Origin of the sequence: Terasakiella sp. SH-1, assembly GCF_004564135.1 — a bacterium.
In the GTDB taxonomy this organism is placed as follows: domain Bacteria; phylum Pseudomonadota; class Alphaproteobacteria; order Rhodospirillales; family Terasakiellaceae; genus Terasakiella.
Genome location: NZ_CP038255.1, coordinates 2,778,063 through 2,803,918, shown reverse-complemented (window position 1 = coordinate 2,803,918; position 25,856 = coordinate 2,778,063). Strand labels below are relative to the sequence as shown.

Annotated in this window: 28 protein-coding genes; 18 read left to right on the top strand and 10 right to left on the bottom strand. The window is 48.4% G+C overall.

Annotation, left to right across the window (positions count from 1 at the left end):
* Positions 1–142 precede the first annotated feature (142 nt).
* Positions 143–1,816, top strand: a complete 1,674-nt coding sequence (locus tag E4K71_RS13155) for a methyl-accepting chemotaxis protein (RefSeq protein ID WP_135080288.1) — start codon at positions 143–145, stop codon at positions 1,814–1,816.
* On the opposite strand, the gene E4K71_RS13150 is transcribed toward E4K71_RS13155, so the two are convergent.
* From E4K71_RS13150 to mutY, 6 genes are all read right to left on the bottom strand, one after another.
* On the bottom strand, positions 1,813–2,973 hold the full coding sequence (locus E4K71_RS13150) for a murein transglycosylase domain-containing protein (protein ID WP_135080286.1): 1,161 nt from the start codon (positions 2,971–2,973) through the stop codon (positions 1,813–1,815). The genes E4K71_RS13155 and E4K71_RS13150 overlap by 4 nt on opposite strands.
* Entirely contained in the window at positions 2,970–4,265 is a 1,296-nt protein-coding gene (locus E4K71_RS13145) for an MATE family efflux transporter (protein WP_135080284.1), read from the bottom strand. The genes E4K71_RS13150 and E4K71_RS13145 overlap by 4 nt, the downstream gene beginning before the upstream one ends.
* 5 nt (positions 4,266–4,270) lie before the next feature.
* A complete protein-coding gene (gene msrB / locus E4K71_RS13140; RefSeq protein WP_135080282.1) occupies positions 4,271–4,669 on the bottom strand; it encodes a peptide-methionine (R)-S-oxide reductase MsrB in 399 nt (132 codons plus the stop codon).
* Positions 4,670–4,698: 29 nt separating this feature from the next.
* Complete coding sequence (locus tag E4K71_RS13135) at positions 4,699–5,712, bottom strand: caspase family protein (RefSeq protein WP_135080280.1); 1,014 nt, start codon at positions 5,710–5,712, stop codon at positions 4,699–4,701.
* The gene (locus E4K71_RS13130; RefSeq protein WP_135080278.1) at positions 5,709–6,512 is read right to left on the bottom strand and encodes a hypothetical protein; all 804 of its coding nucleotides are present in this window, start codon (positions 6,510–6,512) and stop codon (positions 5,709–5,711) included. Before E4K71_RS13130 ends, E4K71_RS13135 begins: the two co-directional genes overlap by 4 nt.
* Before the next feature lie 74 nt (positions 6,513–6,586).
* Positions 6,587–7,630, bottom strand: coding sequence for an A/G-specific adenine glycosylase (gene mutY, locus E4K71_RS13125; RefSeq protein ID WP_135080276.1), 1,044 nt, complete (start codon positions 7,628–7,630; stop codon positions 6,587–6,589).
* 68 nt (positions 7,631–7,698) lie between these two features.
* Between mutY and E4K71_RS13120 the strand changes: the two genes are divergently transcribed.
* The 3 genes from E4K71_RS13120 (at position 7,699) to smc (ending at position 12,938) form a co-directional block, all read left to right on the top strand.
* The gene (locus tag E4K71_RS13120; protein ID WP_135080274.1) at positions 7,699–8,628 is read left to right on the top strand and encodes a DciA family protein; all 930 of its coding nucleotides are present in this window, start codon (positions 7,699–7,701) and stop codon (positions 8,626–8,628) included.
* 175 nt (positions 8,629–8,803) lie between these two features.
* Positions 8,804–9,394 carry a DsbA family protein gene (locus E4K71_RS13115; RefSeq protein ID WP_167730539.1) on the top strand — a complete coding sequence of 197 codons (591 nt, stop codon included), beginning with the start codon at positions 8,804–8,806 and terminating at the stop codon, positions 9,392–9,394.
* Between the two features lie 82 nt (positions 9,395–9,476).
* The gene (gene smc, locus E4K71_RS13110; protein WP_135080270.1) at positions 9,477–12,938 is read left to right on the top strand and encodes a chromosome segregation protein SMC; all 3,462 of its coding nucleotides are present in this window, start codon (positions 9,477–9,479) and stop codon (positions 12,936–12,938) included.
* A gap of 78 nt (positions 12,939–13,016) precedes the next feature.
* Here smc and E4K71_RS13105 read toward each other — a convergent pair whose 3' ends face one another.
* From E4K71_RS13105 to E4K71_RS13095, 3 genes are all read right to left on the bottom strand, one after another.
* Positions 13,017–13,829 (bottom strand): carbon-nitrogen hydrolase family protein, encoded by an 813-nt coding sequence (locus tag E4K71_RS13105; protein ID WP_135080268.1) that lies wholly within the window; start codon positions 13,827–13,829, stop codon positions 13,017–13,019.
* 4 nt (positions 13,830–13,833) lie between these two features.
* A complete protein-coding gene (gene grxC / locus E4K71_RS13100; protein WP_135080265.1) occupies positions 13,834–14,088 on the bottom strand; it encodes a glutaredoxin 3 in 255 nt (84 codons plus the stop codon).
* A 66-nt stretch (positions 14,089–14,154) separates the two neighbouring features.
* Positions 14,155–14,799, bottom strand: a complete 645-nt coding sequence (locus E4K71_RS13095; RefSeq protein ID WP_240796808.1) for a ComF family protein — start codon at positions 14,797–14,799, stop codon at positions 14,155–14,157.
* A gap of 132 nt (positions 14,800–14,931) precedes the next feature.
* Here E4K71_RS13095 and E4K71_RS13090 point away from each other — a divergent pair, with 132 nt between their 5' ends.
* The 14 genes from E4K71_RS13090 (at position 14,932) to E4K71_RS13025 (ending at position 25,589) form a co-directional block, all read left to right on the top strand.
* A complete protein-coding gene (locus E4K71_RS13090) occupies positions 14,932–15,861 on the top strand; it encodes a methyltransferase domain-containing protein (protein WP_135080263.1) in 930 nt (309 codons plus the stop codon).
* A 1-nt stretch (position 15,862) separates the two neighbouring features.
* Positions 15,863–16,564 carry a DNA/RNA nuclease SfsA gene (gene sfsA, locus E4K71_RS13085; protein ID WP_135080261.1) on the top strand — a complete coding sequence of 234 codons (702 nt, stop codon included), beginning with the start codon at positions 15,863–15,865 and terminating at the stop codon, positions 16,562–16,564.
* Between the two features lie 84 nt (positions 16,565–16,648).
* Positions 16,649–17,443, top strand: coding sequence for a type I methionyl aminopeptidase (gene map / locus E4K71_RS13080; RefSeq protein ID WP_135080259.1), 795 nt, complete (start codon positions 16,649–16,651; stop codon positions 17,441–17,443).
* A gap of 96 nt (positions 17,444–17,539) precedes the next feature.
* Positions 17,540–19,033, top strand: a complete 1,494-nt coding sequence (locus tag E4K71_RS13075) for a methyl-accepting chemotaxis protein (RefSeq protein WP_167730537.1) — start codon at positions 17,540–17,542, stop codon at positions 19,031–19,033.
* A 103-nt stretch (positions 19,034–19,136) separates the two neighbouring features.
* Positions 19,137–19,835, top strand: coding sequence for a hypothetical protein (locus E4K71_RS13070; RefSeq protein WP_135080255.1), 699 nt, complete (start codon positions 19,137–19,139; stop codon positions 19,833–19,835).
* Between the two features lie 53 nt (positions 19,836–19,888).
* Entirely contained in the window at positions 19,889–20,569 is a 681-nt protein-coding gene (gene radC, locus E4K71_RS13065; protein WP_346504502.1) for a DNA repair protein RadC, read from the top strand.
* Positions 20,570–20,633: 64 nt separating this feature from the next.
* A complete protein-coding gene (locus tag E4K71_RS13060) occupies positions 20,634–20,993 on the top strand; it encodes a DUF3887 domain-containing protein (protein WP_135080251.1) in 360 nt (119 codons plus the stop codon).
* A 287-nt stretch (positions 20,994–21,280) separates the two neighbouring features.
* Positions 21,281–21,646 carry an AtpZ/AtpI family protein gene (locus tag E4K71_RS13055; protein WP_135080249.1) on the top strand — a complete coding sequence of 122 codons (366 nt, stop codon included), beginning with the start codon at positions 21,281–21,283 and terminating at the stop codon, positions 21,644–21,646.
* A 28-nt stretch (positions 21,647–21,674) separates the two neighbouring features.
* On the top strand, positions 21,675–22,403 hold the full coding sequence (locus E4K71_RS13050) for a F0F1 ATP synthase subunit A (RefSeq protein ID WP_135080247.1): 729 nt from the start codon (positions 21,675–21,677) through the stop codon (positions 22,401–22,403).
* A 118-nt stretch (positions 22,404–22,521) separates the two neighbouring features.
* Positions 22,522–22,746, top strand: a complete 225-nt coding sequence (locus E4K71_RS13045) for an ATP synthase subunit C family protein (protein WP_069189405.1) — start codon at positions 22,522–22,524, stop codon at positions 22,744–22,746.
* 73 nt (positions 22,747–22,819) lie between these two features.
* Positions 22,820–23,308 carry a F0F1 ATP synthase subunit B' gene (locus E4K71_RS13040; protein WP_135080245.1) on the top strand — a complete coding sequence of 163 codons (489 nt, stop codon included), beginning with the start codon at positions 22,820–22,822 and terminating at the stop codon, positions 23,306–23,308.
* Positions 23,308–23,841: a F0F1 ATP synthase subunit B gene (locus tag E4K71_RS13035; RefSeq protein ID WP_135080243.1), complete on the top strand. Its 534-nt coding sequence runs from the start codon at positions 23,308–23,310 to the stop codon at positions 23,839–23,841. The genes E4K71_RS13040 and E4K71_RS13035 overlap by 1 nt, the downstream gene beginning before the upstream one ends.
* 168 nt (positions 23,842–24,009) lie before the next feature.
* Positions 24,010–24,972, top strand: a complete 963-nt coding sequence (locus E4K71_RS13030; protein WP_240796807.1) for an SLAC1 anion channel family protein — start codon at positions 24,010–24,012, stop codon at positions 24,970–24,972.
* A gap of 20 nt (positions 24,973–24,992) precedes the next feature.
* Positions 24,993–25,589, top strand: coding sequence for a DNA-3-methyladenine glycosylase I (locus E4K71_RS13025; RefSeq protein ID WP_135080241.1), 597 nt, complete (start codon positions 24,993–24,995; stop codon positions 25,587–25,589).
* Here the strand turns inward: E4K71_RS13025 and E4K71_RS13020 are convergent, their stop codons facing one another.
* The gene (locus E4K71_RS13020; RefSeq protein ID WP_135080239.1) at positions 25,590–25,820 is read right to left on the bottom strand and encodes a hypothetical protein; all 231 of its coding nucleotides are present in this window, start codon (positions 25,818–25,820) and stop codon (positions 25,590–25,592) included.
* Positions 25,821–25,856 lie beyond the last annotated feature (36 nt).

The window sequence follows — 25,856 nt, the reverse complement described above, 5'->3', positions numbered from 1 at the left end:
GTTCTTTCGTATAAGGATCTTGCAGACACCCCATTCCTCGCGATAGAGAATCCCAAACTTTTAAATTTTCAGATTTGGTTTCTAGCAGGCGCAAATGTCGCAGAAGCCAATGTCAAAATGACAAATCTAGGCGGGATATATCATGTCAAATGTGAAAATTGGGGTCCGTTTGTTTTCGGGCTTTGCGATTATTCTTGTGCTGACTCTTATTTTGGGCGTCGTATCGGTAAGCAGTCTGAACACACTCAGTGGACTGACTGAAAAACTTTACAAACACCCCTTTGCCGTCAGTACAAAAGTCTTGCAGGTAAAGGCGGGGATCATTGCCATGCACCGGGGGATGAAAGATGTTGCCCTGGCTAAAAATGATGAAGGGATCACGGCTGCGGCCAAAAAAGTTGATGTTCTTGAAAAAGAGGTCCTTGGTTATTTTGACATTATTAATGAACGCTTTTTAGGTGATAAGGCAAAGGTCAACGAACTGAAACAAGCCGTTATCAATTGGAAGACGGTACGCGATGAAGTCATTGCCTTGATGCGTCAGGGCAAACGTCTTGAGGCCGCTGAAATCACGAAAGGCAAAGGGGCAAAGGTTGTTAAAAAGATCAATGACAGTATTGATTACCTGACAAATTTTGCCTTTAACAAGGCTGATGGCTTTATGAAAAAAGCAGGTGAGACCCGTGATTTTATTAAAATTGAAGCTATTATTCTTATTGTTGCCTCAATTGCGATTGGGATCCTGATTGCCTGGTTGATCACAGCCAGTATCAAAAAGCCGATTGCCGCCCTTGGTCAACGGATGCTCTCCCTGAAAGAAGGGGAGAAAGAAAGCCCTATTCCTGGTCTTGAACGTAAAGACGAAATCGGGGATATGGCTCATAACGTTGAAGACTTTAGAAAAAGCCTTGTGGAAGCCGACGCTATGGCAGCAGAAGATGTCAAACGTCAGGAAGAACAGCAAAAACGGGCGCAGGCGATTGAGGAAATGGCCGGTGAATTTGACTTGTCCATGAAACAAATTCTGGAATCTGTTGGGTCAGCGGCCGTTCAAATGGATAGCAATGCCCAAGGAATGAATTCCATTGCCAACCGTACAAGTGAACGTGCTGAAACAGTTAATACAGCAGCTGTTCAAGCGTCTGCCAATGTGCAGACGGTTGCCGCAGCTTCTGAAGAATTGACAGGGTCCATTAACGAGATTGCATCTCAGGTTTCCCTTTCTACCGATGTTGCCAATAAGGCTGTGGAAGAAGCCGATGAGGCCGCAACTGAAATTGATCGTTTGACACAAAGCTCCCAACGTATTGGTGAAGTGATCAAGCTGATTAATGATATTGCAGACCAAACCAACCTGCTTGCTTTGAATGCGACGATTGAGGCTGCACGCGCAGGTGAGGCTGGCAAAGGGTTTGCGGTTGTTGCCAGCGAAGTGAAGAACCTTGCAAACCAGACAGCGAAAGCCACGGAAGAAATCGGCATGCAGATCAGAGATGTCCAGACGGCGACACATCAGGCTGCTACATCAATGGATGGGGTGATTGGGATCATTCGTGAAATTCAACAAATTTCAGCAACCATTGCCTCTGCTGTGGAAGAACAAAGCAGTGCAACCCAGGAAATCGCCCGCAATATTGATGAGGCATCTCAGGGAACGGAAGCAGTGACAAACAATATTTCCGATGTCAGCAGTGCGGCCAATGAAACCGGGAATGCTTCACAAGAAGTGCTTCAGGCAGCGCGTACATTGGGTGTTCATTCTGATAACCTGAAAAATGAAGTTGAACAATTTATCACTAAGGTGAAAAGCGCTTAGGCATACTTCTTTTTCGCCGTTGTGACTTTTTGCAAGTAATGCTGACTTTCCGTCGGCATTTTGCTGCGCAGGCGGCTATAGACAGTGCTTGGTGAAGAGCGGTTAATCAGGGTAAAGGCTGTGTCGCGGTTGGAATGGAACGAGCGTAACACATTGCCTGCCCCGCCGTTATAGGCCGCAATCATGCAATATTCCCGTGTGGTTGGGTTTTTGACTTTAACCAGATAGCGGGTTTGCAGGATGTGGAGGTAGGCACAGCCCATGCGGATGTTATTTTCTACGTTAAATAGGTAGTCTCGGCTCGGCGTGCCGGGGCGACCATGGATGACTTCATAGGCATCGCGCCCAGCTGTGGTCGGGACGATTTGCATCAACCCATAGGCCGGGACCCAGCTGACGGCATAGGGGTTAAAGTTACTTTCTGTTTGAATGATGGCATAGACCAAGGCACGTTCCAGACCATAGTGGGCGGCATATTTCTGGACCAAAGCGTCATAGCGCCCGGAACGTTGTGCCGTGTGATTGCGCACCAGTGGGAATTCCACGAAAGTTTCCTGTTTTGATGTGCCATTATTCAAGGTAACTGAACGGGTCTGGCGTTTATGGGCCAGAAGGTAATCGGCATAGCGGTTGGCACGCCATTCCCAGCGAATTTCTTTACCTTCATGGTCGACCACTTGTTTATAGAGAAAAGGTTCTCCCCCCAATTTTACCGGTTTGGCGGAAAATAGATCAACCCCGCGTGGATCGCTGGGGGAGAGAAGGGTGGTGACGATTGCTTGTTTGAGATGGTTGGGGATCAGGGTTTCAACACGCACGATGGAACGTTGAAAATCAATGATCCCGCGACTGTTATAATCATCACTGTATTTGACATAGACCTGTTCGGAAGGGGCTTTGGCATTATCTTGGCCCCAGACATTCACCACATCGCGTACGAATTCCTGGGCAAGACTGTCAAAACGGCGAATGTCGCTGATAAAGGTGGTTGGGTTGCGTGCCCAGCTTTGTGCCTTGGAGGTCGCAACGGAGCGCACCGCCCCTTTCAGGGACCCGCCCCGAGCGGCAGCTTCAAAGGTGCGGACAATTTCTGTTGTGGAACAGGCAGTCAGAGCTGCGGGCAGGCAACCTGCAAGAAAGGCACGGCGGGTAATCATGGAAAAGCTCGTTTTTCAACTGATGGAAATCTCATGCCCAGCGTTATACCCCTAAATAGAAAAAATATGGTAAACGCAGCCCATAAACCGTGATTTTCAAAATGATCCCGTAAAATGATGCTCAGTGGTAGATAAAGGGCGAGACTGAGTATCATCATATTGCGCAAGGTCCGTGTTTCCGTTAGGCCAAAATAAATACCGTCCAGCTGGAAGCCCCAAATTGAAACTAAAGGCAGCAGTGCCATCCACAAGGTATAGTCTTTTGCCAGCGCAAGGACTGGTTCAATATCACTAAACAGATTGATCAGTGACCCTGCGAAGGTGAAATAGATAAGTGAAAAGCCACAGGCAAAAAGAAAGGCAAGCTGGGTGGAGCTTTTGACATCGCGTTTAAACTGTGCCTTGTTTTTTCGCCCTGCGCTATGTCCGCTTAACACTTCAACAGCATGGGCAAACCCATCCAGTGCATAAGAGGTAAACTGCTGAAACTGTAATAAAATCGCATTGGCTGCAAGTACCAGATCACCCAGTTTGGCCCCTTGGGCAGTAAACCAGGCAAAGGCACTGAGCAGACAAACCGTGCGAATGAACAGGTCAAAATTCATCGACATCAGCCGTTTGATCTTGGCAAGATTAAAAATGGAGGGAAGCCGCCAGTGCCCCTCCAGTTGGGACAGGTTACGTTGCAAGAGGGTCAGACCGACCATCAGACCTGTATATTGGGCAATCACGGTTGCCCAGGCGACCCCTTCAACCCCATATCCCAACCCCATGACAAACCACAGATCCAGAATAACATTGGTGAGATTGGTGATCACTTGTTGAATAAGCACCCCTTTTGTATTGCGATGGGCCAGTATCCAGCCGATCAGCGCATAATTCAGCAAAGCAGCAGGGGCTGACCAGATGCGGATTGTAAAATAGGTGCGGGCAAGTTGTTCAACCTCGTAGCTTGCGTCAATAACCAGGGCTGCACCATAAAAAATAAGGGGCTGAGAGGCCCATAATAACAGGGCACCACCCAGGGCGATCAGGGCCGCACGGCCAAAGATAGCGCGGGCTTCTTCCCCGTTGTTTGCCCCGATGGCCTGAGCGGTTAGTCCGGTGGTGCTTAAACGCAGGAAGCCAAAACCCCAGTATATATAATCAAAAATCAACCCGCCGACAGCCACGGCCCCCAAATAGGCCGCACTGTCCATATGTCCCATGACAGCCGCATCGACAGCGCCAAGCAACGGGATGGTGATGTTGGACAGGATAATGGGGAAGGCGAGGACCCAAATGGCGTGCAAGGGGCCTACTCTTTTTCTTTCAGGTTAAGTGAAAGCGAATTGATGCAATAGCGCAAACCCGTGGGCTGTGGTCCATCTTCAAATACATGACCAAGGTGGCTTTCACACTTGGCACAATGGACTTCAACACGTACCATCCCGTGGGAGGTATCACGGGTTTCTTCCACGCATTGGTTCGTGACAGGTTGATAAAAACTTGGCCAGCCACTGCCGGAATCATATTTGGTCTCAGAATCAAACAAGGCTTCGCCACAGCCGATACAATGGTACATGCCCTTGATTTTGCTATCCCAATAGCGCCCGCTAAAGGCCCGTTCGGTCCCATTTTGGCGACAGACGCTATATTCCTCAGCGCTAAGCTGGCTTCGCCACTCGTCTTCTGTTTTGGTGATTTTATCTGTCATGTTTTTCTCCTGACCCTAAAGGTAAGCATTTATTTATCCCGGCGCAAGAAAACGAAATCCCCACCGATATCATGACCCGCAAAACGAATGTTTGAATATTGTGGTGTCTGGCGGGCATTGAGCAGTACTTGTTTGCGCACATTGCCAAATAATTGGGTGCCATCCATCATCGCCTTATTTTCTTGAAGGCTTTTAAGAAAGGCATAGGCAAAAACGGAATGTTTGCCCCCGCCTTGATCACTGACAGGTTCCAACGCCCCAGAGGCTAAGACCGTGCGTGATTTTCGCCCAACAAGAGTTTCCAGATAGCCAGAGGGACGTTCCACCAGCTTGAGCCCGCGTGTCCCTTCAAGTCCTGCTTCTGCTGATCGGGTCAGGGTACCGGCATAACAGCTATCAGCGACCACCATGACATGGCGGGCTTTAAGGGCTTTTAACGTATCTGTAATATCGGCATTGGAGACCCAGCGTGCCCGTGTGTCCTTGGCGGCATCTACCGGTAACCAGTAGCCACGCTCGCTTTCCTTATCCAGCCAGCCATGTCCGGCATAATAAATCAGCAGATTATCTTCTTCTCTCAGAATTTTACGATATTCGTCTAAAGCCGCAATAATCTGATCCCGGCTGGCATTGATCAGTTGGGTGACAGAAAAGCCATAAGATTTCTTCAACAACTGGCCGACCTGTTTGGCATCATGAATGGCTGTTTTCAGGTTATCTAAATTCGGATACTTGTTATTGCCAATGACCAGAGCATAATAACGTCCAAATGTGACCCCTTTGGATTGGGCCAAAGAGGCATTGCGTGTGATTAACGGGGTGCTGACCTGTTTAAGGGGCTTTGGTTGTGGTTTCGGTTTGGCTTGAACGGGTTTTGGCTTTGGTACAGGTTGTGCAACAGGGGCGGGTTTGGCTTTTTGAGGTTGTTCAACGCAGCCCTTCCCACCATATTCACACCACAGGTCCATGAAGGATGTTTGGGCTTGGGCTGTTGTTGTCAAAGCCAAGAAAAAAGATGCGATGAGCAAAAGTAGACTTCTCATTCTTCTAGTAACTCCGCACGGCGTTTTCTAAATTCATCGGTGGGTAAACCATAGACCAAAATCAACTGGTTTTCTCCGGCGTTGACAAGGGCGGTGCCATAGGCTTGGCCTTCACGGTAACCTGCAACCTTGAAGACGGCAGGGCCTTTGATGCGTCCGCCAAAACAATTGAGCTGGGCATCGCCTTTAAAAGACAAGGAACCTAAATTATAACGACCTGTACAGACTTTTTCACCACTTTGGGTGAAGAAATCCATCGGCTGGTTCTGCCCTGTCCGTCCGGTTGTTGAGGCATAGCCCAAAATCTCCTTACGCCCGCGTGTGTCTTTTACCAGAGCAATTGCTGGTAGATTTCTCCTAAAGGGGAGTTCTTCAGGGGTGAGGAACACATTGTTATTGATTGCGGCAATACGGCAGCCGCATTTTTTGCCCGTATGTTTGGAAAATTCTTTTACCCGTGACAGGCAAGTTGTCATGGTCCGTTCAATTGCATCAAATAAATTGCGATGGCGCCAGCGTGCATTATAGGTCGCACATTCTTTGGGGTAGCCGATGGTAATGACTTTATGGCTGCTTTGTTTCAGCCAGTTTTGTCCAAAACTGTTTTGTGTGAAAAAGGGATAGTTTTGTAGGTTGAAAGGGCGCCCTTTTACATAGCCATAGCCTTCTGCTCGTTTGGCAAGTTGACGTGCTTGTTGTGGGTCAAAGGCAATGAGGGCAGGGGCAGAGAAATGTCCCATCTGGACGGTCTGACATCCTGCAACCAGTAACACCAAACAGCAAAGAAACGTAAAACGCACAGGTCCCTCCTTGAATAGGTAAATCTTGTGTTCAACCTTATAGAAGTCAATATAGATTTGCTACCTGCAATAGATCAAATGCATTGTGAAACGTGTTTTGCGACTTTTTTCATGGCTGTGGGCAGGGCGTAGTCTTTAAACTGCTCAGGCTTTACCCAGACGCCGTTAATGGGCGGGTTGGCGCTGACTTGCCCTTTTAAAACGGTGAGTTCCAAATGAAAATGGGTGAAGGTATGGCGCACGCACCCGCTCAGTTCCTTTAACAAAGCAGGGGCCGGGCTTTGGCGCTGGGCTTCCTGTTTATCAATGGCGCGTTCCACCCAGTCGGTGGAGGGAAATTCCATCAACCCGCCGAGCAAGCCTTTTTCTGGGCGTTTGCGCAAGAGTACGGCCCCATCTTTACGGGTGATCCAAAAGATATAGGCTTGGCGTGTGGGCTTTGGCTTTTTGGGTTCTTTCTTGGGGTAATCGGTTGGTTCTGCCTTGAGCCGGGCTTCACAGCCACCCATCCAGGGGCAAATGGCGCACGCTGCTTTTTTGGGGCTACAGACAGTTGCGCCTAAATCCATCATCGCCTGGGCAAAATCGCCTGCGCGTTGATCCGGTGTCAGGGTCGCGGCCAGTTCCGCCAGTTTCTTTTTGGCCTTGGGCATTTTTTCTTCGACCTTAAACAGGCGTGAAACCACCCGTTCCACATTGCCATCCACCGGGGTTGCTTTTTGTCCAAAGGCAATGGAGGTAATGGCTGCTGCCGTATAAGGCCCAATACCGGGAAGGTCCAGCAAGCGTTTTTCATCTTCCGGGAAGCGACCATTAAAGTCACGCGTTACCACACAAGCACATTTATGCAGGTTACGCGCACGGGCATAATAACCCAGCCCCTGCCAGGCGTGGAGCACCTCATCCAGATCAGCGCCTGCCAAATCCTGTACGGTGGGCCAATTTTCCAGAAATTTTTTATAATAGGATTTCACGGTTGCTACAGTGGTTTGTTGCAACATAATCTCGCTCATCCACACCTTGTAAGGATCAGCTGTTTTCCCCGGTGCCATGCGCCAAGGCAGGTCGCGGCGTTCGCGATCATACCAGTCTAAAAGCGGTTGTGCCTGAATGCTCATAAATATCCCACTGTGCTTTTTGAACAGATAGGAGTATTCTCTGCACACACAAATGACAAGAGCCTTTCATGTTTAACCTGATTGAAGATTTCCTAAATCGCGAAGAAAGACGGCGAAACCGCAGCCTGTCCAAGCGTTTTCGCACGTGGTTGGCTTCTGATCAGGCGCAAGCTCATGTGCAAAAACTGGAACGCACCCTGTCTAAACCCGGCGGCGAAGACCGTGCGGTCCAAATTTTGCGCAAGGCAGAAGAGGCTTATAAGGCGGATGATGCCTATCGAAAACAGGATAATAAACGCAAAAAATCTCTCAAACAGTTTCAAAAATTGTTTGAAGATTGGCTGACAACGGATAAGGGGGCACCGTATCAAAACCAAATCATAGGGGCTGAAACAGAAGAGGCCCGCGCCCTTGCCCGTCTGGATGCGGAAAAAGCTTTTGCCCGTGCCAACCCCCATCTTTTACCGCTAGATTATATGGATGGGTCAAAAACCCGTATTCGCCCAGTACGTTTTGGCTTTCCCAAGGATGTGGAAGAACTCAGCTTTGATGTGATTGAACCGGGGCTCAACCAAATCGGTCTGGTCGGGGCCAATATTTTGCGCAACTGGGCCAAGATTGTAGGCACGGCGTTGGCTGAAAATACGCGACCTGAGCGCATTAGCTTTCCCCCAAAAGGGCGCACCAATGGGACCTTGTTTATTAAGGCCCGCCAAGGGTTTAATACGATTATCCAGCACAATAGTCAGGAAATCCTGTTTCGCATTAACAGTCATTTTGGCTTTAAGGCTGTATCTGAGATTCGTATATCCAAACGCTATTTTGATGAGGCTGAAACCACTGGGCAACAGATTGCCCGAACTGTGATTTCCAAACGTGTCCAGCCCGCCAAAGAACTGGCCCCCAATGTGGCGGCTATGGTGGATGGGATTAAAGACCCGGAGTTTAAAAAAGCCTTTGAAGAATTAGGCAAGGTGATTAAAGCTCGCAACGGGTAGGTTTATGAAACACCGTCATTCCCGACGTGATCGGGAATCTGTATAAGCAAGGAGCCCCCCGTATATGCGAGGACGACGTTCTTAAGTTTGTTACATAATTATCCTTTTTTTGCCACAATCGGTCTCTAGCCTCTGCATAACTCAACCAGACCCTTTTAGAATGTGGAGCATTCCCGTGAAAAAAATTGCCCGTTTTATTGCTGCAACTCTCGTGCTTGTTGGTGCCAGTTTGACAGCGCAGGCTGAAACTCAATATGAAGAACGTGTGATGGGTGATCCCAATGCACCTGTGACCTTGATTGAATATGCTTCTTACACTTGTTCTCACTGTGCAGATTTTCACAAAAATGTCCTGCCGCAAATCAAGAAAGATTATGTGGAAACAGGCAAGGTGAAGGTCATCTTCCGTGATTTCCCGTTTGAACGTGTGGGGGCCACAGCGGCGTTGTTGTCGCGTTGTGTGGATGAAAAACGTTATGTCGGTTTTAATGACTTGCTGATGAAGCAGCAGGAACAATGGGCAGGCTCTAAAAATCCGATTGGCAGTTTGTTTACGCTGGCAAAACTGGCAGGCATGTCCCAAGAAAAAATCGATTCGTGTTTGGCTAATGAAAAACTGCTCGATAAAATCATCATGATCCGCAAGGAAGCCATGGATACGCATGGGTTTAATTCCACACCCAGCTTCTTGATCAATGGGGAAAAAGTCGTGGGCGGCGGTGAATACAGCCGTTTTAAAGATATTATTGAAGGCAAACTGAAATAAGCCATCTCGCAGTTTAAAATTGCGTAAAATCAGGCGACCCCTTATATAAGCGGGTCGTCTTTTTTATGGGGTAGTTACAGCCTTGATCCAATTTAAGAAGCTCCGTCTGACGGGGTTTAAATCTTTTGTTGATCATACAGAACTCCTGATCAGTACCGGGTTAACCGGGGTGGTCGGGCCGAACGGCTGTGGCAAATCCAATCTGGTTGAGGCATTGCGCTGGGTCATGGGGGAAACTTCGGCCAAACAAATGCGTGGTGGCGAGATGGACGATGTGATTTTTGCCGGCAGTGCGAACCGTCCGGCGCGAAATGTGGCCGAAGTCGGCCTTGTGCTGGATAACTCTGATCGCACGGCCCCGGCGCTGTTTAATAATGATGCTGAACTGCAAGTTACCCGGCGCATTGAACGATCCAAAGGGTCAAATTACAAGGTGAACGGCAATGATGTGCGTGCGCGTGATGTGCAGCTACTTTTTGCCGATGCGGCCACGGGTGCTCGTTCCACCGCCATGGTGAGCCAGGGTAAGATCGGCACGATCATTAGTGCCAAGCCGCAACAGCGCCGCACCATTTTGGAAGAGGCTGCCGGGATCACGGGGCTTCATTCGCGCCGACATGAGGCGGAATTACGTCTGCGCGGGGCGGAAACCAACATGTCGCGTCTGGATGATGTGTTGATCACGCTGGAAACCCAGCATAAAAATTTACAGAAACAGGCCCGTCAAGCCAGTCGCTATCGCACCATTTCTGATCGTATCCGCAAGGCTGAAGCTTTGTTGTTCCACATGCGTTGGGGCAATGCGCTGGATGAAATGGATAAGGCGCGCAACTCTTTTAAAGAGGCTGATGCGCGGGTGAATGAACTGACCTCGCGTGCGGCTGAGGCATCAAAAGTACAGGCCGAAGCCTCGACCCATTTGCCCGCCTTGCGTGAGGCTGAGGCTGCTGCGGCTGCGGAACTTCATCGTCTCTCGATTGCGCGTGAACAGCTTGATGGCGATGAAAAACGCTTATCAGAAGTCAAGCTGGAGCTACAACGCCGTCTTCATCAGGCCGAGCAGGATTTGGAACGTGAAGGTGAATTTTCCAAAGATGCGCAAGCTGCCCATACTCGCCTTGAAAATGAACGGGAAAATATTCTGCTTCAAGGTGAAGATGATGACATGTTACGCGAAGAGGCATTGGAACGCCTTGAAGTTATCAAGGAAGAAGTTCAGATGCGCGAAGAACGCATCAATGAATTAACCGAAGAGGTCGCACAATCAGAGGCCAAACGCAACAGCCTGAAAAACCGTCTCAATGAATTGACCAGCCAGCTCGATAAGCTGAAAAATCGCCAGGATGACCTGCAACGTCAAAAAGAAGAGCTGAACGCCACGCGTATTTCCGATGATGAAATCATGGAAGGGGAGGCACGTGTCGAAGCCGCCCTTGAACAACAAGCCATGCAGGAAGAGGCGATTGAGCAGGCCGAACAAAAACGTATTGAGGCCCGCGCTGCTGTACAGGCTGCTCTTGAACATTTGCGCGAATGTGAAGCTGTTATTGCCAAACTGGAAGCCGAAGAAGACGCCCTGGCTGAATTGCTGGACCCAAAGGAAGTGGACGGCGGGAAGCCTGTGTTGGATGAGGTCAGTGTGGAACCGGGCTATGAAGCCGCCCTTGGTTCTGCATTAGGTGATGATTTATCGGCCTCGCGCGATAAAGCAGCGACCCTTCATTGGGAAGAACTACCGGCCTTGCAAACGCCCATTTTGTTGCCCAATGGGGTGAAATTTTTGGCTGAATTTGCCAAGGGGCCAGCGGAACTTAAACGTCGTTTATCCCAAATCGGGGTTGTGGATACGATGGAGGAAGCCCAAAACTTGCAAGCTCGCTTGCAACAGGGACAACGTCTGGTCACACGTGAAGGTGGGATGTGGCGTTGGGATGGTTTTGTGACTTTGCCCGGTGCGCCGAGTGCTGCTGCGATCCGCCTGAAACAGAAAAATCGTCTTGCTGAAATTCGCAGTCAATGGGAAGAGGCGCGGGCCAAAGGTGATGAAGCTCAGGAACGCCTTGAGCTTGCTAAGGAACACGAGGCCCAAAGTGACGAGGCGGAAAAATCTTTGCGTGAAGATTTACGCCATACCAATTCACAGGTGAAAGACGCTCAAAATCAGCTCAGTACCCTGAAAAATAAACTGGCGGGTTTTGAAGCCAAGCTGGAAACACTCAATGACAGTTTACAACGCTGTCTTGAGGAATTGGAAGAGGTGCAGGCCAGCCATGTGGAAACACAGGAACAGCTTGAAGAGTTACCCGTCGGTGATGAGGGGCGGGAACAGCTGGCTTTATTGCGTGAAGAACTGGGCGAAAAACGTAACCTCTTGCTTGATCACCAAAGTGCTTATGAACGGGTGGCCCGTGATGCAGAAAACCGCAAACGCCGCATGGAAGAAATTGGCGAGGAAATCCAGTCGTGGAAAAACCGTTCTGAACGGGCCATACGTCATATCGAAGATTTAAAACTGCGCAAAGAAACCCTGATTGAAGAGCTGGAAGCTTTGGCGGAACGCCCACAGGAAATTGAAGAAAAACGCCAGTCCTTGTTTGAAGCCATTGAACGGTCCGAAGAAAAGCGCAAATTGTGCGGTGACAAACTGGCTGAGGCTGAAACCCACTTGCGTGATGTGGATTCTCATGCCCGTCAGGCGGAAATGGAGCTGTCCAAATGCCGTGAAGAACGGGTGCGCTTTGAGGCTCATGTGGATCAGGGCAAACAGCTGTGCATGTCACTGGCTGAACGTATTCGTGAGCGCCTTGATTGTAAGGCAGAAGAACTGGTCGGGATCGCTGAAATTGATGAAGGTTCTGAACTGCCGGATTTGGAAACAGCGGAAAAACGCGTTGATCGCCTGCACCGTGAACGCGATACCATGGGGCCTGTCAATTTGCGCGCAGAAACGGAGCTGGAAGAGCTGAACGAGCAAGTCCAGACCATGAATTCAGAACGTGACGACCTGCTCAAAGCCATTGAAAAACTGCGCCAAGGGATTAACGAACTTAACCGTGAAGGACGTGATCGTTTGCTGACGTCTTTCAATGAAGTCAATGTGCATTTTCAGGACTTGTTTACCCGTTTGTTTGGTGGTGGTCAGGCCCATCTGGAATTGATTGAAGATGAAGACCCGTTGCAAGCTGGTCTTGAGATTATGGCCTCGCCACCGGGGAAACGCATGCAGATTTTGTCTCTGCTTTCTGGTGGCGAGCAGGCTTTGACGGCGTTGGCCTTGTTGTTTGGGGTGTTTTTGACCAATCCGGCCCCGATCTGTGTACTCGATGAGGTCGATGCCCCGCTCGATGATGCCAACGTGGACCGTTTCTGTACCATGTTGGAAGAAATGTCACGCAGTGGTCAAACGCGTTTCCTGATTATCACCCACCACCGTATGACCATGGCCCGCATGCAGCGCCTGTTTGGTGTGACCATGACCGAACGTGGTGTCTCACAACTGGTGTCTGTTGACCTGCAAAAAGCCGAAGAGCTGGTGGATAGTTAGCAATAGCCGTCATCCCCGCGAATGCGGGGATTTTCTTATTGCGGATAAAGGCCCTCGCCTGTGCGAGGGCGACGTTTTTTAAAACTGATACGCTTGATCATGTTGCAGCGACGGAATCTTCCCGCGTGTGGCTTCAACGTCGTCCAGATTAAGCTCTGCCGTTAAGACACAAGGTTCATTACCGCCTTCGGCGAGTACGCTCCCCCATGGGTCAATGATCAGCGAATGACCATAGGTCTCCCGCTCACCTTTATGGCTGCCACATTGGCCCGGTGCAATAATAAAACATCCGTTTTCAATGGCGCGTGCACGCAGCAGGACTTTCCAGTGGGCTTCACCGGTTTGTTTGGTAAAGGCTGCTGGTACGGTCATGATCTTGGCACCTGCCTGCGCATAAGCGCGATAAAGATGGGGAAAGCGTACGTCATAACAGATTGACATGCCGATTTTGCCCCAAGGGGTTTCTGCCAGAACAGCTTGGTCCCCACCATCAAACGTATTGGATTCGCGATAGCTTTCGCCACCGGGAAGATCCACATCAAACAGGTGGATTTTATCGTATCGGCCTGTGATGCTTCCTTCTTCATTAATCAGGAAAGATCTGTTGGCAACTTTGCCATTGTCCAGACGAATGGCAAGAGAACCAATGAGTAACCATGTTTTGGTTTCAATGGCCAGATCACGAAAGGCGTGAAGGGCGGGGTGTTCATCTTGGGCAAAAGATTTGGCAATCACATTTTTACCGCCAAATTCCATCATGGAGACATTTTCCGGCATAGCGATGAATTTGGCCTCTTGATGGGCTGCATCGCGTACCATCTCACAGGCTGTTGTGATATTTTCATCCATGTCGGCAGAAGCGTTGACTTGTACAATGGCGGCTTTCAGCATGGGATCACCCTAGTTTTGCGTCTAATTGTCCGGTGCGCTCTAATGCATAAAGGTCATCACAGCCCCCGATATGTTCGTCATTGATAAAAATCTGCGGCACGGTATAACCGCCATTGGCACGCTGCATCATTTGTTGGCGCAGATCAGGGCCTGAATTCACGTCAATTTCCTTAAAACCGACCCCTTTATCGGCCAGTAACGCCTTGGCACGCAGGCAATAGGGACAGATACGGGTGGTGTAAATTTCAATTTTCGCCATGTTGTTTTCTCAAATCTCGTGATCAAATGTTACAACACATATAGCATGACTGGGTGAATTTGCCAGTCATGTCTGAATGACCCGTGCAATGGTGATGACGCGAACCTCTTTGGCCCCAGCGCGCAACAGTTGCTGGGTGCAGGCCAATATGGTGGCCCCTGTGGTCAGCACATCATCGACCAGTAAAATGGTTTGTCCCTTGATTTCTTCCGTAACCTTAATGGCACCTTGCAGGTTTTTCTGTCTCGCCGTTTTAGAAAGTGTCCCTTGACTTGGCGTGTGGCGGGTGCGTTTTAAAAGTTGAGGGTGATAAGGCAAGCCTGTGATGTTTGCCATTTCATATGCCAGCAACGCAGCTTGATTATAGCGGCGTTTTGAAAGCCTGCGCCAATGAAGTGGCACTGGGGTGATGAGGTCACTTTTTTCAAGCAGGTCCTGGGCACTGCGCACCATCCATCCAGCAAAGGTTGGGGCCAGATCGCACCGATCACCATGTTTAAAAGCCAGAATTAAATCCCGTGAAAGATCGTCATAGGGAAAAACAGCCCGTGCGGCGACAAAAGGTGGGCGTAGGCGGGCGCAATTCAGGCACAAGGCCCCGTCAGGCACATCATATTCAAAGGGCAGGCCACAGGATTTACAAAAAGGGGCGGTGATGAAACAGGCTTCTTCCCAACAGTCCTGACACAGGGTCTTATGTTCACCCACCATTTTCTGGCAGCGCATACAACGCGGGGGGAGGAGAAGATCTAAAACTTTGGTGATTATGCCCATTTGGATTTGACGTCTGACTGTTTGCTGCTTATGTCTTTTCATTCCCTATGGATGGTTGAGGCCGTTTTTATGTCCGATCTTGAAATCATGACTGTGTTTGATCGCAAGCTGGTGCGTGAACATCGCGAGCGTGCAGCCCAAAACTGGCCGGATTTCGATTTCTTGCATAAAGAAGTTGCGTTGCGTCTGTGTGACCGCCTGGATGATGTGATCCGTGATTTCCCCTTGGCCCTCGATATTGGGTGTCATGGTGGTGAAGTCGCCCATGTGCTGGAAAACTACCCCAAGGTGAAACAGGTCATCCAGTGTGACTTGTCTGAGAAAATGATCAAACGGGCAGGGGAGCATCAGGCCCTAAGCCTTGTTGCAGATGAAGAGTTTTTGCCGTTTGCGCCCAATAGCTTTGATCTGATTGTGTCCAATCTCAGTTTGCATTGGACCAATGATCTCCCCGGTGCCTTGTTACAAATTAATCGTTGCCTGAAACCCGATGGATTGTTTATTGGCACGATGTTCGGCATTGAGACCTTGCGCGAATTGCGCCAATGCCTTGGGCAGGCTGAGATGGATGTGGATGGGGGCATGAGCCCGCGTATCTCGCCTTTTGCCGATGTGCGCGATGCAGGTATGTTGTTACAACGTGCAGGCTTTACCCTGCCTGTGGTGGATGCAGATGCCCTTGATGTGCGTTATGAAAATCCGATGAAGTTGCTCAAAGACCTAAAGGGCATGGGCGAAAATAACAAGGTGCTGGAACGGCGCAAAAACTTTACCAAGCGTGCGTTGATCTTTAGCGCCATGCAAAAATATATGGAAGAATTTACAGGTGATGACGGGCGTGTGCCTGCGACATTTCAGGTGATGTTCATGACCGCCTGGAAAGATGATCCCAGCCAGCAAAAACCGCTTAAACCCGGTGCAGGCAGCAGTGCAGATACTCAAAAACTTGCGGATGCCTTAGGTGTAGCCGAACATATTTTGACAGGAAAAGAGCAATAAGATGAAATTTGAAACCGAACTGATCAAAGGCAAACTGATTAAGCGTTACAAACGTTTTTTGGCCGATGTGGAACTGGAAAATGGTGAGGTTGTCACCGCCCATTGTGCCAATTCAGGCTCCATGTTGTCGGTTAAAGAGGCTGGGGCCACTGTTTGGCTGTCCCCCAGCAATAACCCAAAACGCAAATTGAAGTTCACCTGGGAAATTGTTGAGGTTGACGGTCATAATGTGGGCATCAACACAGGCCATCCCAACAAGATTGTTGAAGAGGCTATTTTAGCAGGTCAGATCAAGGAATTGACGGGATATGCCAACCTGCGCCGTGAAGTGAAATACGGCCAGAATTCCCGTATTGATGTGTTGTTGGAAGATGACGATAAGCCGAAATGTTATGTGGAGGTTAAAAACGTGACGCTTCGTCGAGGCGATAACGCGGATTTTCCCGATGCGGTGACATCGCGCGGGGCAAAACATTTGCGCGAACTTGGCGATATGGTGGAAGAAGGTCATCGTTCGGTAATGTTTTATCTGGTACAGCGCCCAGATTGCACGGTGATGGACATTGCACGCGATATTGACCCGGCCTATGATGAAGAACTGAAAAATGCGTTAAAGCGCGGGGTCGAGGTGATTTGTTATCAATGTGATGTCACCCCGGAAGAGATCAGTATCACAACCCCCGTTCCGGTTGCATTTTTATAGGAATTGGTCTAACAACAACTGCATCATAGAAGACATAGCCCTTCCTTCTTTAGAAGGGTGATGGTGAAAGCATAAGGAAAACACATGGCCCGCGGACCGATTAAAATTCACAAGCCCGAAGATTTTGAAGGCATGCGCAAATCTGGCAAGCTGGCTGCCCAAACACTGGATTTTATCACCCCTTATGTCAAACCCGGTGTGACAACAGGGGAATTGGACAAGCTGTGTCATGATTTTATTACCGATCATGGGGCGATTTGTGCACCGTTGAATTATCGCGGTTTTCCGAAATCCATTTGTACTTCTATCAACCATGTGGTCTGTCACGGCATTCCCGGTGATAAAAAACTGGTGGAAGGCGATATCGTTAATATTGATGTCACCACTATTTTAGATGGCTGGTATGGGGATACATCGCGCATGTTCCCTGTGGGAAAAACCAAGGTCAAAGCCAACAAGCTGGTGGATGTCACCTATGAAGCCCTGATGTTGGGAATTGGGCAGGTAAAGCCGGGCGTTCCCTTAAACCGTATTGGTCATGCGATTCAAACTTATGCGGAATCTTTTCGCTATTCTATCGTGCGAGATTTCTGTGGTCATGGTTTGGGTAAGGTTTTCCATGATGCGCCTAATGTTCTTCATTACGCTGATGGCAACCCTGATGAGGGGCCTATTTTGCAAGAAGGCATGTTCTTTACGATTGAACCAATGATCAATGCAGGCAAATACGATATTAAAATCCTGTCTGATGGTTGGACAGCAGTGACGCGGGACCGTTCCCTTTCTGCCCAGTTTGAACATTCCATTGGTGTGACGGCTGAAGGATGTGAAATTTTCACGCTTTCTGATAAAGGCTGGGACAAGCCGCCTTACCAGTAATTCCCCTTAAGGATTTTGACAGGTTAGAAACATCATTACAAATTGCCCATTTTCCTTTATACAAAACATCAATAGATGGGGATCTATAGGGATACAATGGTTTACGCGATAAGACAGTATATCTGGCTGAATGCAGCGCTGTGGCTTTTGGCTGCTGTTTTTATTATTAGTTCTGAAAATTCATATGTCAGTGCAGCTGTGCTGGCAGTTTGTTTCTTGGCCTTTATTGGGACCTCGGTGCGTTTGTCTACCCAAAGTCAAAAGGTCCCCAGTGCACCGACTGTCGTTGAAGAAGCATCCGTTTCCACAGGTGGCAATGACACGGATAAAGAGGAAGTTTTTGTAAATAAAGAACTGTTTCTTGAAGATCTCTTGCGTGAACGTTTCCTCAACATTGCTGAAATGTTGGATATGCGCTTTAAGCAATCCACAGCCGATATCGGTCAGAATGTTTCCGTGATGGAATATGTCACCAGGGAAATCAGCCAGTCATCCAAATCAATTGCGTCATTGACCCATGATCTGGTGACATTATCTGAGAATGCCAATCAGGGCATTAATACGGTCGTTGAACATACAGACCGCTTATCTCAAAGCAATACGCAGGTTGATGGGTTAAGCAAGGATTTGCAACAGACGTCTCATAAGTCGGTTGAGACAACACGGACTGCCTTGAATACCGTGGAAGGGCTTTCCTCCTCTGTAAACCAAATCCGTAATTTTGTGCGCATTATCGCTGAAATTGCAGATCAGACCAATATGTTGGCAATGAATGCCACGATTGAAGCTGCACGTGCAGGTGAAGCGGGCAAAGGCTTTAGCGTTGTGGCCAGTGAGGTGAAAAAACTCGCAACTGAAACGGCCAAGGCGACGACGGAAATTGGCAACCATATTCAGGATATTCAGGGAGAGACGGAATCGACCCTGGGGGCCATGCATGAAATTGAGGCTGTTGTCGGTGAAATTGAAAAGATCACACAGCAAGTTGCCCAGGCAGCCCTTGAACAAAGTGCAGCAACCTCTGAAATTGCCACGACCATTACCCATGTGGATCAGGCGATGGATAGTTTGCGCATTAAGAATGAAGAAGTTGCCAATGAAGTCGCCAATGAAACCCATCTGAGTGAGAAAATTGTTGAGACGTCAGGTTTGGCGAATCAGGTTGTTCATCATATGACACGCCGCATGAAAATCATCATTAATGATTTGACGCTATCGGCGCAAAATAACCTGCGGGCTCATGAACGTTTCACCATTGATTCCCATGCACTTGTGCATTTGGGCGACCGTAAAATCCAGACGACAATTGAAAATATTTCTCTGGGGGGCTGCTTTATTAAAAGCGATGAGATGCCCCAATTTGAAGACCGCCAGCATGTGGTGATCTCGCCGGGTGATTTTGACGTTAATGTCAATGCAACGGTCATTCAACAGTCAGGTAACGGTGTGCATTTACAGTTTGATCAGGAAGAATTGAGTTCGGGTGATTTTAAATATTTCATCGAAGATTTGATCATCAATAATGCCAATGATTTCCCCGAACATCTTTCACCGGATCAGAATGGTCAGCAAGGGTTCGAGATTTTTTAGAAACACGTCACGATCTTGATTTTTAATTGAGAGTCCGTTACCTTTTTTTCAAGGTTGTTTTATGATGCAAAACACACCTTTGTTAAAGAAGGGAACTCTTGGGATGTCAGATACAAAAGCTGCTGCGAATACGGGGCAATCGGTGCAGGCGATTGACACAAAAGACGACTTGATGGTGGAAATCGACAAGCTTATCCAGTTTTCCCGATGTAAATCAGAATCGACGTTCTCGCGGACAAAAATCCGTGACTTGCAAAGCAAGTGTCTGGAATTAAAAAAAGAGCTGACCCCTCTTGAGGAAGACGATGTAAAATTCTGGGATATCTATGATCGTTTTCTTGATCTGGAACGTTCTTTGACCCGGCCGTTGAGCAAATGGTTACAAGCCATTATCGGGATTGTGTTGCTCGTGATCGTTGGGTATTTTGCCTATACTTTTGTGAAAGCGGATAACAGCATCTTTGGTCTGAAGGATCAGGAAAAGGTGAAGATGGTGGTTTTCAGTGTCTTTGGTGCCTTTGCTTTGTTGCTGACAAGAACGTATGAAAGTGTCCTGAAAAAAGAAAAGAACGGACTTTTTCATGTAATAAGTTTTTGCATTCATTTCCTGTTGGCAATCATCGTTTCCTTCGTGGTGATTTCTCTCTTCTTTAACGAGGGAGCCGCAGCGGCAGGAGGAAATGGAAAGCATTTTGCGGCTCCGGAACTGTTGGCCTTTATCTTTGGCTATAGCACCAAGGTTGTCGTCTTGGCGCTGAATAAACTGGTTGAAAAAGCCAGCACCATGATCAAGGCGATTTAAAAACGCCCTGTTCCTTTCATAGCCTCATTAACATGAAGAGAAATGAGGTTGTTGTGAGTGAAATCCCCCATTATGTCGGTCATCGAAAACGTTTGCGTGAACGGTTTTTAAAATCAGGTGGCGAGGCTCTCCATGATTATGAATTGTTGGAACTGTTATTGTTTGGGGCAATTCCGCGTGGGGATGTCAAGCCACTTGCCAAGCGCTTGATCAAAAGCTTTGGCAGTTTTGCCGATGTCATTTCCGCAGACCCCAGAACATTATTACTGGAAGATGGTTTGGGGGAAGCAGCCGTTTGTTCCCTAAAAGCCAGTCAGGCCGGGGCGATACGTTTGGCACAGGAGCAGGTGTTGAACAAGCCTGTTTTATCTTCCTGGCAAACGTTGTTGGATTATTGCCGTGCCTCCATGGCCTATCACGGGGTGGAACAGTTTCGTGTTCTCTATCTTAATCGCAAAAATGTTCTGATTGCCGATGAACTTCAGCAACGCGGCACGATTGATCATACACCGGTTTATCCACGTGAAGTGATCAAACGTGCCCTTGAACTGGAAGCATCAGCGCTGATCATGGTGCATAACCACCCTAGTGGCGATACAACGCCTTCGCGGGCGGATATCGACATGACCAAACGCATTCGTGACATTGCGCGACCTTTAAGCCTTGAACTCCATGATCATGTGATCGTCAGTCGAAAGGGGTATTACAGCTTTAAAAGTCATAGTTTGCTGTAAGGAAAGGGTTGAATTTTGAGCGAAAACCCATCATAGCCATAGGCAACTTAAGAAAGGAAAACCCATGGAAACGTATTTTGGCAAACTCGGTAACAATGAAAAAGAAGCCCTCACTCGTGTCAGCCCGATTGTCGACTCCATCCTAAAAGCTCAGGATGAAGGGGATTATGACGGCTTTTGTGCCAGCTTTGAGGCGACGCTGAAAGATAATATCACCAAAGATGATTTTCTGCGCAATCAGAAAAATATCGGCAAAACCATGGGCACCTTGGCGGAAAAACACTTCCTGACCACAATCCATCGCGATGGCCGTATCGGTTTCATCTATAAGGCACGTTTCACCAAAAGCAAAAATGACTTCATCATTACCATCACCTTCAATGATGAAGAAAAACCCAAAGCCAGTGGCATTTGGATTAGTTAAAGTCATTTAATTTCAAAGTTCCTTTTGGTTTACGAATATTTGAAAATTCAAGGGAATCTTTTTTGCGAAATTGAGAGAAGATCGCGATTCCTGCCTTCTACCACGGAAATATAACTGGTAATTCCACTTTTTCACTTTTGTTTACAATGGGTTATAGGCGGGTTTTCCAGCCTTGACATGGGGGGGCTCCCTATATATGTTGCGACGCACTTCGGCTTATGAGTCGAGAAGTGGGGGGATCATCAATCTCTTGCTCAATTTGACCCCGGCTTTTGGGGATAAAATTAATGAGTAATGACGATAAGAAACCCTCTGAACTGGACGAGTTCGACACCCGTCTGAAGCAGGCGCAGGATCATTCTATTGCGCCTCGTGGTTTGAAGGCACCGACCAACGAACCGCCGAAAGGGTTAGGACTTGCCTTGCGTTGCGGCGCGGACCTTATTTCAGGTCTGGCTGTAGGGGTGGCAATTGGCTACGCGTTGGACCATTATGTGTTCGACACGAAACCGTGGCTGATGGTTCTGTTCTTCTTCTTGGGCGCAGCAGCCGGAATTATGAACGTTTTTCGCACTGTTCAGGGTCTAGGGATGGCCGCTGGCTATAAAGATAACTTTGAACCGCGTGAAAAAGACGACACTTTAAAGGATTAGCCCATAATTGGGCAAAGATGAGGGCACCGTGGCATCTCCACTCGCGCAATTTGACATTAAGAATATCGGTCCTGAGATCAACATCGCTGGTATCGATGCGTCTTTCACAAACTCTGGCTTCATGATGGTTGCGACCGTCGCCGTGGTTTCTATCTTCCTGATCATGGGCATGGGCAAACGCTCACTGGTTCCGGGTCGCTGGCAGTCCATGGCTGAGCTTTGCTACAGCTTCGTTGCCGACATGGTCCGTGACAACGTCGGGAAAGAAGGCGCCAAGTACTTCCCGATCATCTTCACATTGTTCATGTTCATTCTGTTCGGGAACTTCCTTGGCCTGCTGCCTTACAGCTTCACCTTCACATCCCACATCGCTGTGACATTCACACTGGCGATGGCTGTGTTTATCGGTGTGACGCTGATCGGTATTGCGCGCCACGGCATGCACTTCTTTACATTCTTCGTTCCCGGTGGCGTTCCGAAAGTTATGCTTCCGCTGCTGGTACCGATTGAAATTATCTCTTACCTGTCTCGCCCGGTATCCCTGTCTATTCGTTTGTTTGCGAACATGACAGCTGGTCACACAATGATGAAAGTATTTGCTGGCTTCATTATTCCGCTTGGTTTCATCGGCGGTTGGGCACCGTTTGCCATTGATGTGGCGCTGACAGGCTTCGAATTCTTGGTGGCGTTCTTGCAAGCGTACGTATTTGCCGTACTGACTTGTATCTATCTGAACGACTCCATTCACCTGCACTAAGCCTAAGCAACTTAGTATAGGTTTCTCGCAAGACGGTGGGTTTCGTTGACTTCAGGTGATGACGAAGCTCGAGACCCTCAGTCTTTCATTTTTTACTTTTCTTATAGGATTTAGATCTATGGAACTCGCTGCTGCTAAAATGATCGGTGCTGGTCTGGCTGTAATCGGCCTGTCTGGCGTTGGTGCTGGTATTGGTAACATCTTCTCTTCTCTGATCGGCTCTGTTGCTCGCAACCCTGCTGCTCGTTCACAAGTATTCGGCCTGGCTATGCTTGGCTTCGCACTCGTGGAAGCGGTTGCTCTGTACGCACTGCTCATCTCCTTCCTGATCCTCTTCACATAAGAAGTCGAGAGTTAAGTTTCATAGGTTGCTGTTCATTCAGTAACCTTTCGAACTTTTTTGGAAGGAGCGCATTATGCCACAGTTAGATATAAGCCTTTTTGCCCCGCAAATTGTTTGGCTTGTTATCACCTTTTTAGCTATGTATTTCCTCATGGCTAAAGTGGCTTTGCCGCGCATTGCCGAGGTTCTTGAAGAGCGTCAAACACGCATCGACGAAAACCTGGAAAAGGCTGCCGCTTTGAAGAAAGAAGCGGAAGAAGCTGCAGAAGCTTATGAAAAGTCTCTGGCTGAAGCTCGTTCAAACGCTCAAGATGCTGTGAAAGCAGTTATTGATCAGGCGAACGCGGCTCAGGCGAAAGCTCAAGACGAGCTGGCTGCCAAGCTGGATGCCAAGCTTTCTGAAGCAGAAGCCCGCATCGCGGAAGCAAAAGACAAGGCGCTCGCAAACATTTCTGAGGTTTCTGGCGACGTTGCGAAAGCAACTGTTGAGAAACTCTCTGGTGTTTCTGTAGACGATGCAGCGGTTTCTGCCGCTGTTGCTAAAGCAATGGAGACAAACTGATGATTTCTGTCGCACACGCCGCATCTGGCGCAGGCGCTGAAGGCGGTATGTTCCACGATCCGACTTTCTGGGTCGCTTTGGCATTCATCACCTTGATGGTCCTCGTTGCAAAACCAGTAGGTCGTATGCTGGGGACTGCACTGGATGATCGCGCCGATACGATTAAAGCGCAGCTGGACGAAGCTGAAAAACTTCGCGAAGAAGCTCAGGAACTCCTGGCTTCTTACAAACGCAAGCAGCAGGAAGCGGAAGAAGAAGCCGCGAAAATCCTGCAGCGTGCGAAAGAAGAAGCAGCTCGCCTGGAAGCTAAGTCGAAAACTGATCTTGAAAATGCTCTGAAGCGCCGTGAAGCTGCTGCCCAAGCCCGTATTGCACAGGCTGAAGCAACGGCAATCGCTGAAGTGCAGGCACTGGCAACAAATGTTGCGATTGCTGCTTCTGAACAACTTTTGTCAGAAAGCATCAATGCGACACAAGCCAATGCTATGATCGACGATGCCATTGCCCAACTCTCAGGTCAACTGAGCAACTAAGCAATCGTCATCTCGACAATCGCATCTTAAAAAGAGTCTCCATTTTGGGGGCTCTTTTTTTATGTCATTAACATTGATAAAACGCAATGCACTGTGCTGTTTGATTGCATAATTCTGGTTCTCAGGATAAGGTTTGATTTATATATAATAAGCTCAGAGTTGCATATCATGTCTGAAGAACAACACAGTAAACTGCAATATTTCCCCATCCCGATGTTTGCCACCACAATGGGGCTGTCGGGGCTGACGCTGATTACCCATAAGATGGATTGGCTTTGGAATGGAACGGGGCTTGTCTTCACGGTGTTGGCGTATTTGTCTTTGGCAATTTATATTGCGATTCTGGCGACCTATACGCTGAAATCGTTGAAGTATCCGGCTGCTGTGTTGGCAGATTGGAACCACCCGATTAAAATCAGTTTTTTCCCAGCGGCCAGTATCAGCCTGCTTTTATTAGGCACTGCCTTTTTCCCCATCAATGAGCGCTTGTCTTTCTTTCTCTGGGGCACCGGGTGTTTTTTCCAGTTCTTCCTCTCCATGGCTATCATCAACAGCTGGATCACCCATACCCGTTATGAAATCGTTCATAGTACACCTGCGTGGTTTATCCCGGCAGTGGGCAATATCATTGTCCCAGTTGTTGGGGTACAGCATGCTCCGGCAGAAATCTCCTGGTTTTTCTTTTCCTGGGGGCTGATGTTCTGGGGCATTTTGCTGATTTTGATTATGAACCGTTTGGTATTCCATAACCCAATGCCAGAAAAGCTGTTGCCCACGCTCTTTATTTTACTGGCTCCCCCCAGCATTGGTTTTGTTGCCTATATTCAGCTTGTCGGGGAATTGGATGTGTTTGGCCGTCTGATTTATTACTGGGCTGCCTTTTTCTTTCTATTGCTGACCTTTCAGGTGCGCCGCATGCTGCGTATTAAATTTGCCATGTCGTGGTGGGCCTATACTTTCCCCTTGGCTGCCTTTACAGCTGCGACTAACTTGATGGGGGAGCTTACCGGGCAGGTGTTTTTCCTGCACGGGGCGGCAACCCTGTATGCAATTACTTTTGCTGTGATTGCAGCTTTAACGGTGCGCACGGTGATCGCTTTAATTAGATGTGAAGTCTGCGTTGCCGATTAGGGGAAAAGAAGGGAGATGTGATGTCGGGTTGTACATGGGCGCAAAAAACACCGCGTGATCAAGCGTATCATGATAAGGAATGGGGCGTACCTGTTTTTGAAGATGCCCAGCATTTTGAAATGATTACACTGGAAAGTGCGCAATCCGGCCTAAGCTGGAGCACGGTGTTGGCTAAACGTGAAGGGTATCGTGAGGCTTTTCATCATTTTGATATCGCCAAAGTATCTCAAATGGGGGAGGATGATATTGAACGACTTTTACAGTTTGAAGGAATTGTACGCCATCGCCAAAAAATTGCCGCGACGCTTAACAATGCCCATGCGATTATCGCCATTCAAAAAGAGTTTGGTTCGTTCAGTCACTATATCTGGTCTTTTGTTGATTATGTTCCCCTTGGTCATGTACGGAACAGCTTGAAAGAGGTTCCCTCAAAGACGGAGCTTTCCGACAAGATTGCCAAAGACTTAAAAAAACGGGGCTTTAAATTTGTAGGGACAACAACTGTATATGCCTATTTACAAGCCATTGGGATGGTGAATGATCATGTTGTTGATTGTCCGCAACACGCAAAAACAGCCTGTTTACAGGCTGATGTGATCAGGCATAAAGGCAAATAGTCAACGCAAGCCAGTTTGGACCTGCTGGATATCCGTTTTGCCCATTTTCTTGATTTCAGTGGCGATGAGGAGCCATTCCCTGCGCTCGGTTTCATTACCAGCAGCATGGATATAGCTGGCAACCGTATCAAGGGCCCTCAGATAGCCCTGTCTTTCATAAAGTTGGGTGGCAATGACACAGGGGTCATCCAGGTCCAGATCTTCTGAGAATGTTAGCCGCGATGCACACATTCTTTTATCCTATATTTCTTTTGTATAAGCGCCTTA

Bases quoted from the DNA above. Each gene is read 5' to 3' on its own strand.
- E4K71_RS13060 (WP_135080251.1), top strand. From the start codon at position 20,634: ATGGAAACGTATTTTGGCAAACTCGGTAACAATGAAAAAGAAGCCCTC.
- E4K71_RS13120 (WP_135080274.1), top strand. From the start codon at position 7,699: ATGTTTAACCTGATTGAAGATTTCCTAAATCGCGAAGAAAGACGGCGA.
- E4K71_RS13040 (WP_135080245.1), top strand. From the start codon at position 22,820: ATGCCACAGTTAGATATAAGCCTTTTTGCCCCGCAAATTGTTTGGCTT.
- E4K71_RS13045 (WP_069189405.1), top strand. From the start codon at position 22,522: ATGGAACTCGCTGCTGCTAAAATGATCGGTGCTGGTCTGGCTGTAATC.
- E4K71_RS13055 (WP_135080249.1), top strand. From the start codon at position 21,281: ATGAGTAATGACGATAAGAAACCCTCTGAACTGGACGAGTTCGACACC.
- E4K71_RS13025 (WP_135080241.1), top strand. From the start codon at position 24,993: ATGTCGGGTTGTACATGGGCGCAAAAAACACCGCGTGATCAAGCGTAT.
- E4K71_RS13150 (WP_135080286.1), bottom strand. From the start codon at position 2,973: ATGATTACCCGCCGTGCCTTTCTTGCAGGTTGCCTGCCCGCAGCTCTG.
- E4K71_RS13135 (WP_135080280.1), bottom strand. From the start codon at position 5,712: ATGAGAAGTCTACTTTTGCTCATCGCATCTTTTTTCTTGGCTTTGACA.
- E4K71_RS13090 (WP_135080263.1), top strand. From the start codon at position 14,932: ATGTCCGATCTTGAAATCATGACTGTGTTTGATCGCAAGCTGGTGCGT.
- E4K71_RS13030 (WP_240796807.1), top strand. From the start codon at position 24,010: ATGTCTGAAGAACAACACAGTAAACTGCAATATTTCCCCATCCCGATG.
- E4K71_RS13070 (WP_135080255.1), top strand. From the start codon at position 19,137: ATGTCAGATACAAAAGCTGCTGCGAATACGGGGCAATCGGTGCAGGCG.
- msrB (WP_135080282.1), bottom strand. From the start codon at position 4,669: ATGACAGATAAAATCACCAAAACAGAAGACGAGTGGCGAAGCCAGCTT.
- mutY (WP_135080276.1), bottom strand. From the start codon at position 7,630: ATGAGCATTCAGGCACAACCGCTTTTAGACTGGTATGATCGCGAACGC.
- sfsA (WP_135080261.1), top strand. From the start codon at position 15,863: ATGAAATTTGAAACCGAACTGATCAAAGGCAAACTGATTAAGCGTTAC.
- E4K71_RS13155 (WP_135080288.1), top strand. From the start codon at position 143: ATGTCAAATGTGAAAATTGGGGTCCGTTTGTTTTCGGGCTTTGCGATT.
- E4K71_RS13035 (WP_135080243.1), top strand. From the start codon at position 23,308: ATGATTTCTGTCGCACACGCCGCATCTGGCGCAGGCGCTGAAGGCGGT.
- map (WP_135080259.1), top strand. From the start codon at position 16,649: ATGGCCCGCGGACCGATTAAAATTCACAAGCCCGAAGATTTTGAAGGC.
- E4K71_RS13105 (WP_135080268.1), bottom strand. From the start codon at position 13,829: ATGCTGAAAGCCGCCATTGTACAAGTCAACGCTTCTGCCGACATGGAT.
- E4K71_RS13075 (WP_167730537.1), top strand. From the start codon at position 17,540: ATGGTTTACGCGATAAGACAGTATATCTGGCTGAATGCAGCGCTGTGG.
- E4K71_RS13095 (WP_240796808.1), bottom strand. From the start codon at position 14,799: ATGGTGGGTGAACATAAGACCCTGTGTCAGGACTGTTGGGAAGAAGCC.
- grxC (WP_135080265.1), bottom strand. From the start codon at position 14,088: ATGGCGAAAATTGAAATTTACACCACCCGTATCTGTCCCTATTGCCTG.
- E4K71_RS13020 (WP_135080239.1), bottom strand. From the start codon at position 25,820: ATGTGTGCATCGCGGCTAACATTCTCAGAAGATCTGGACCTGGATGAC.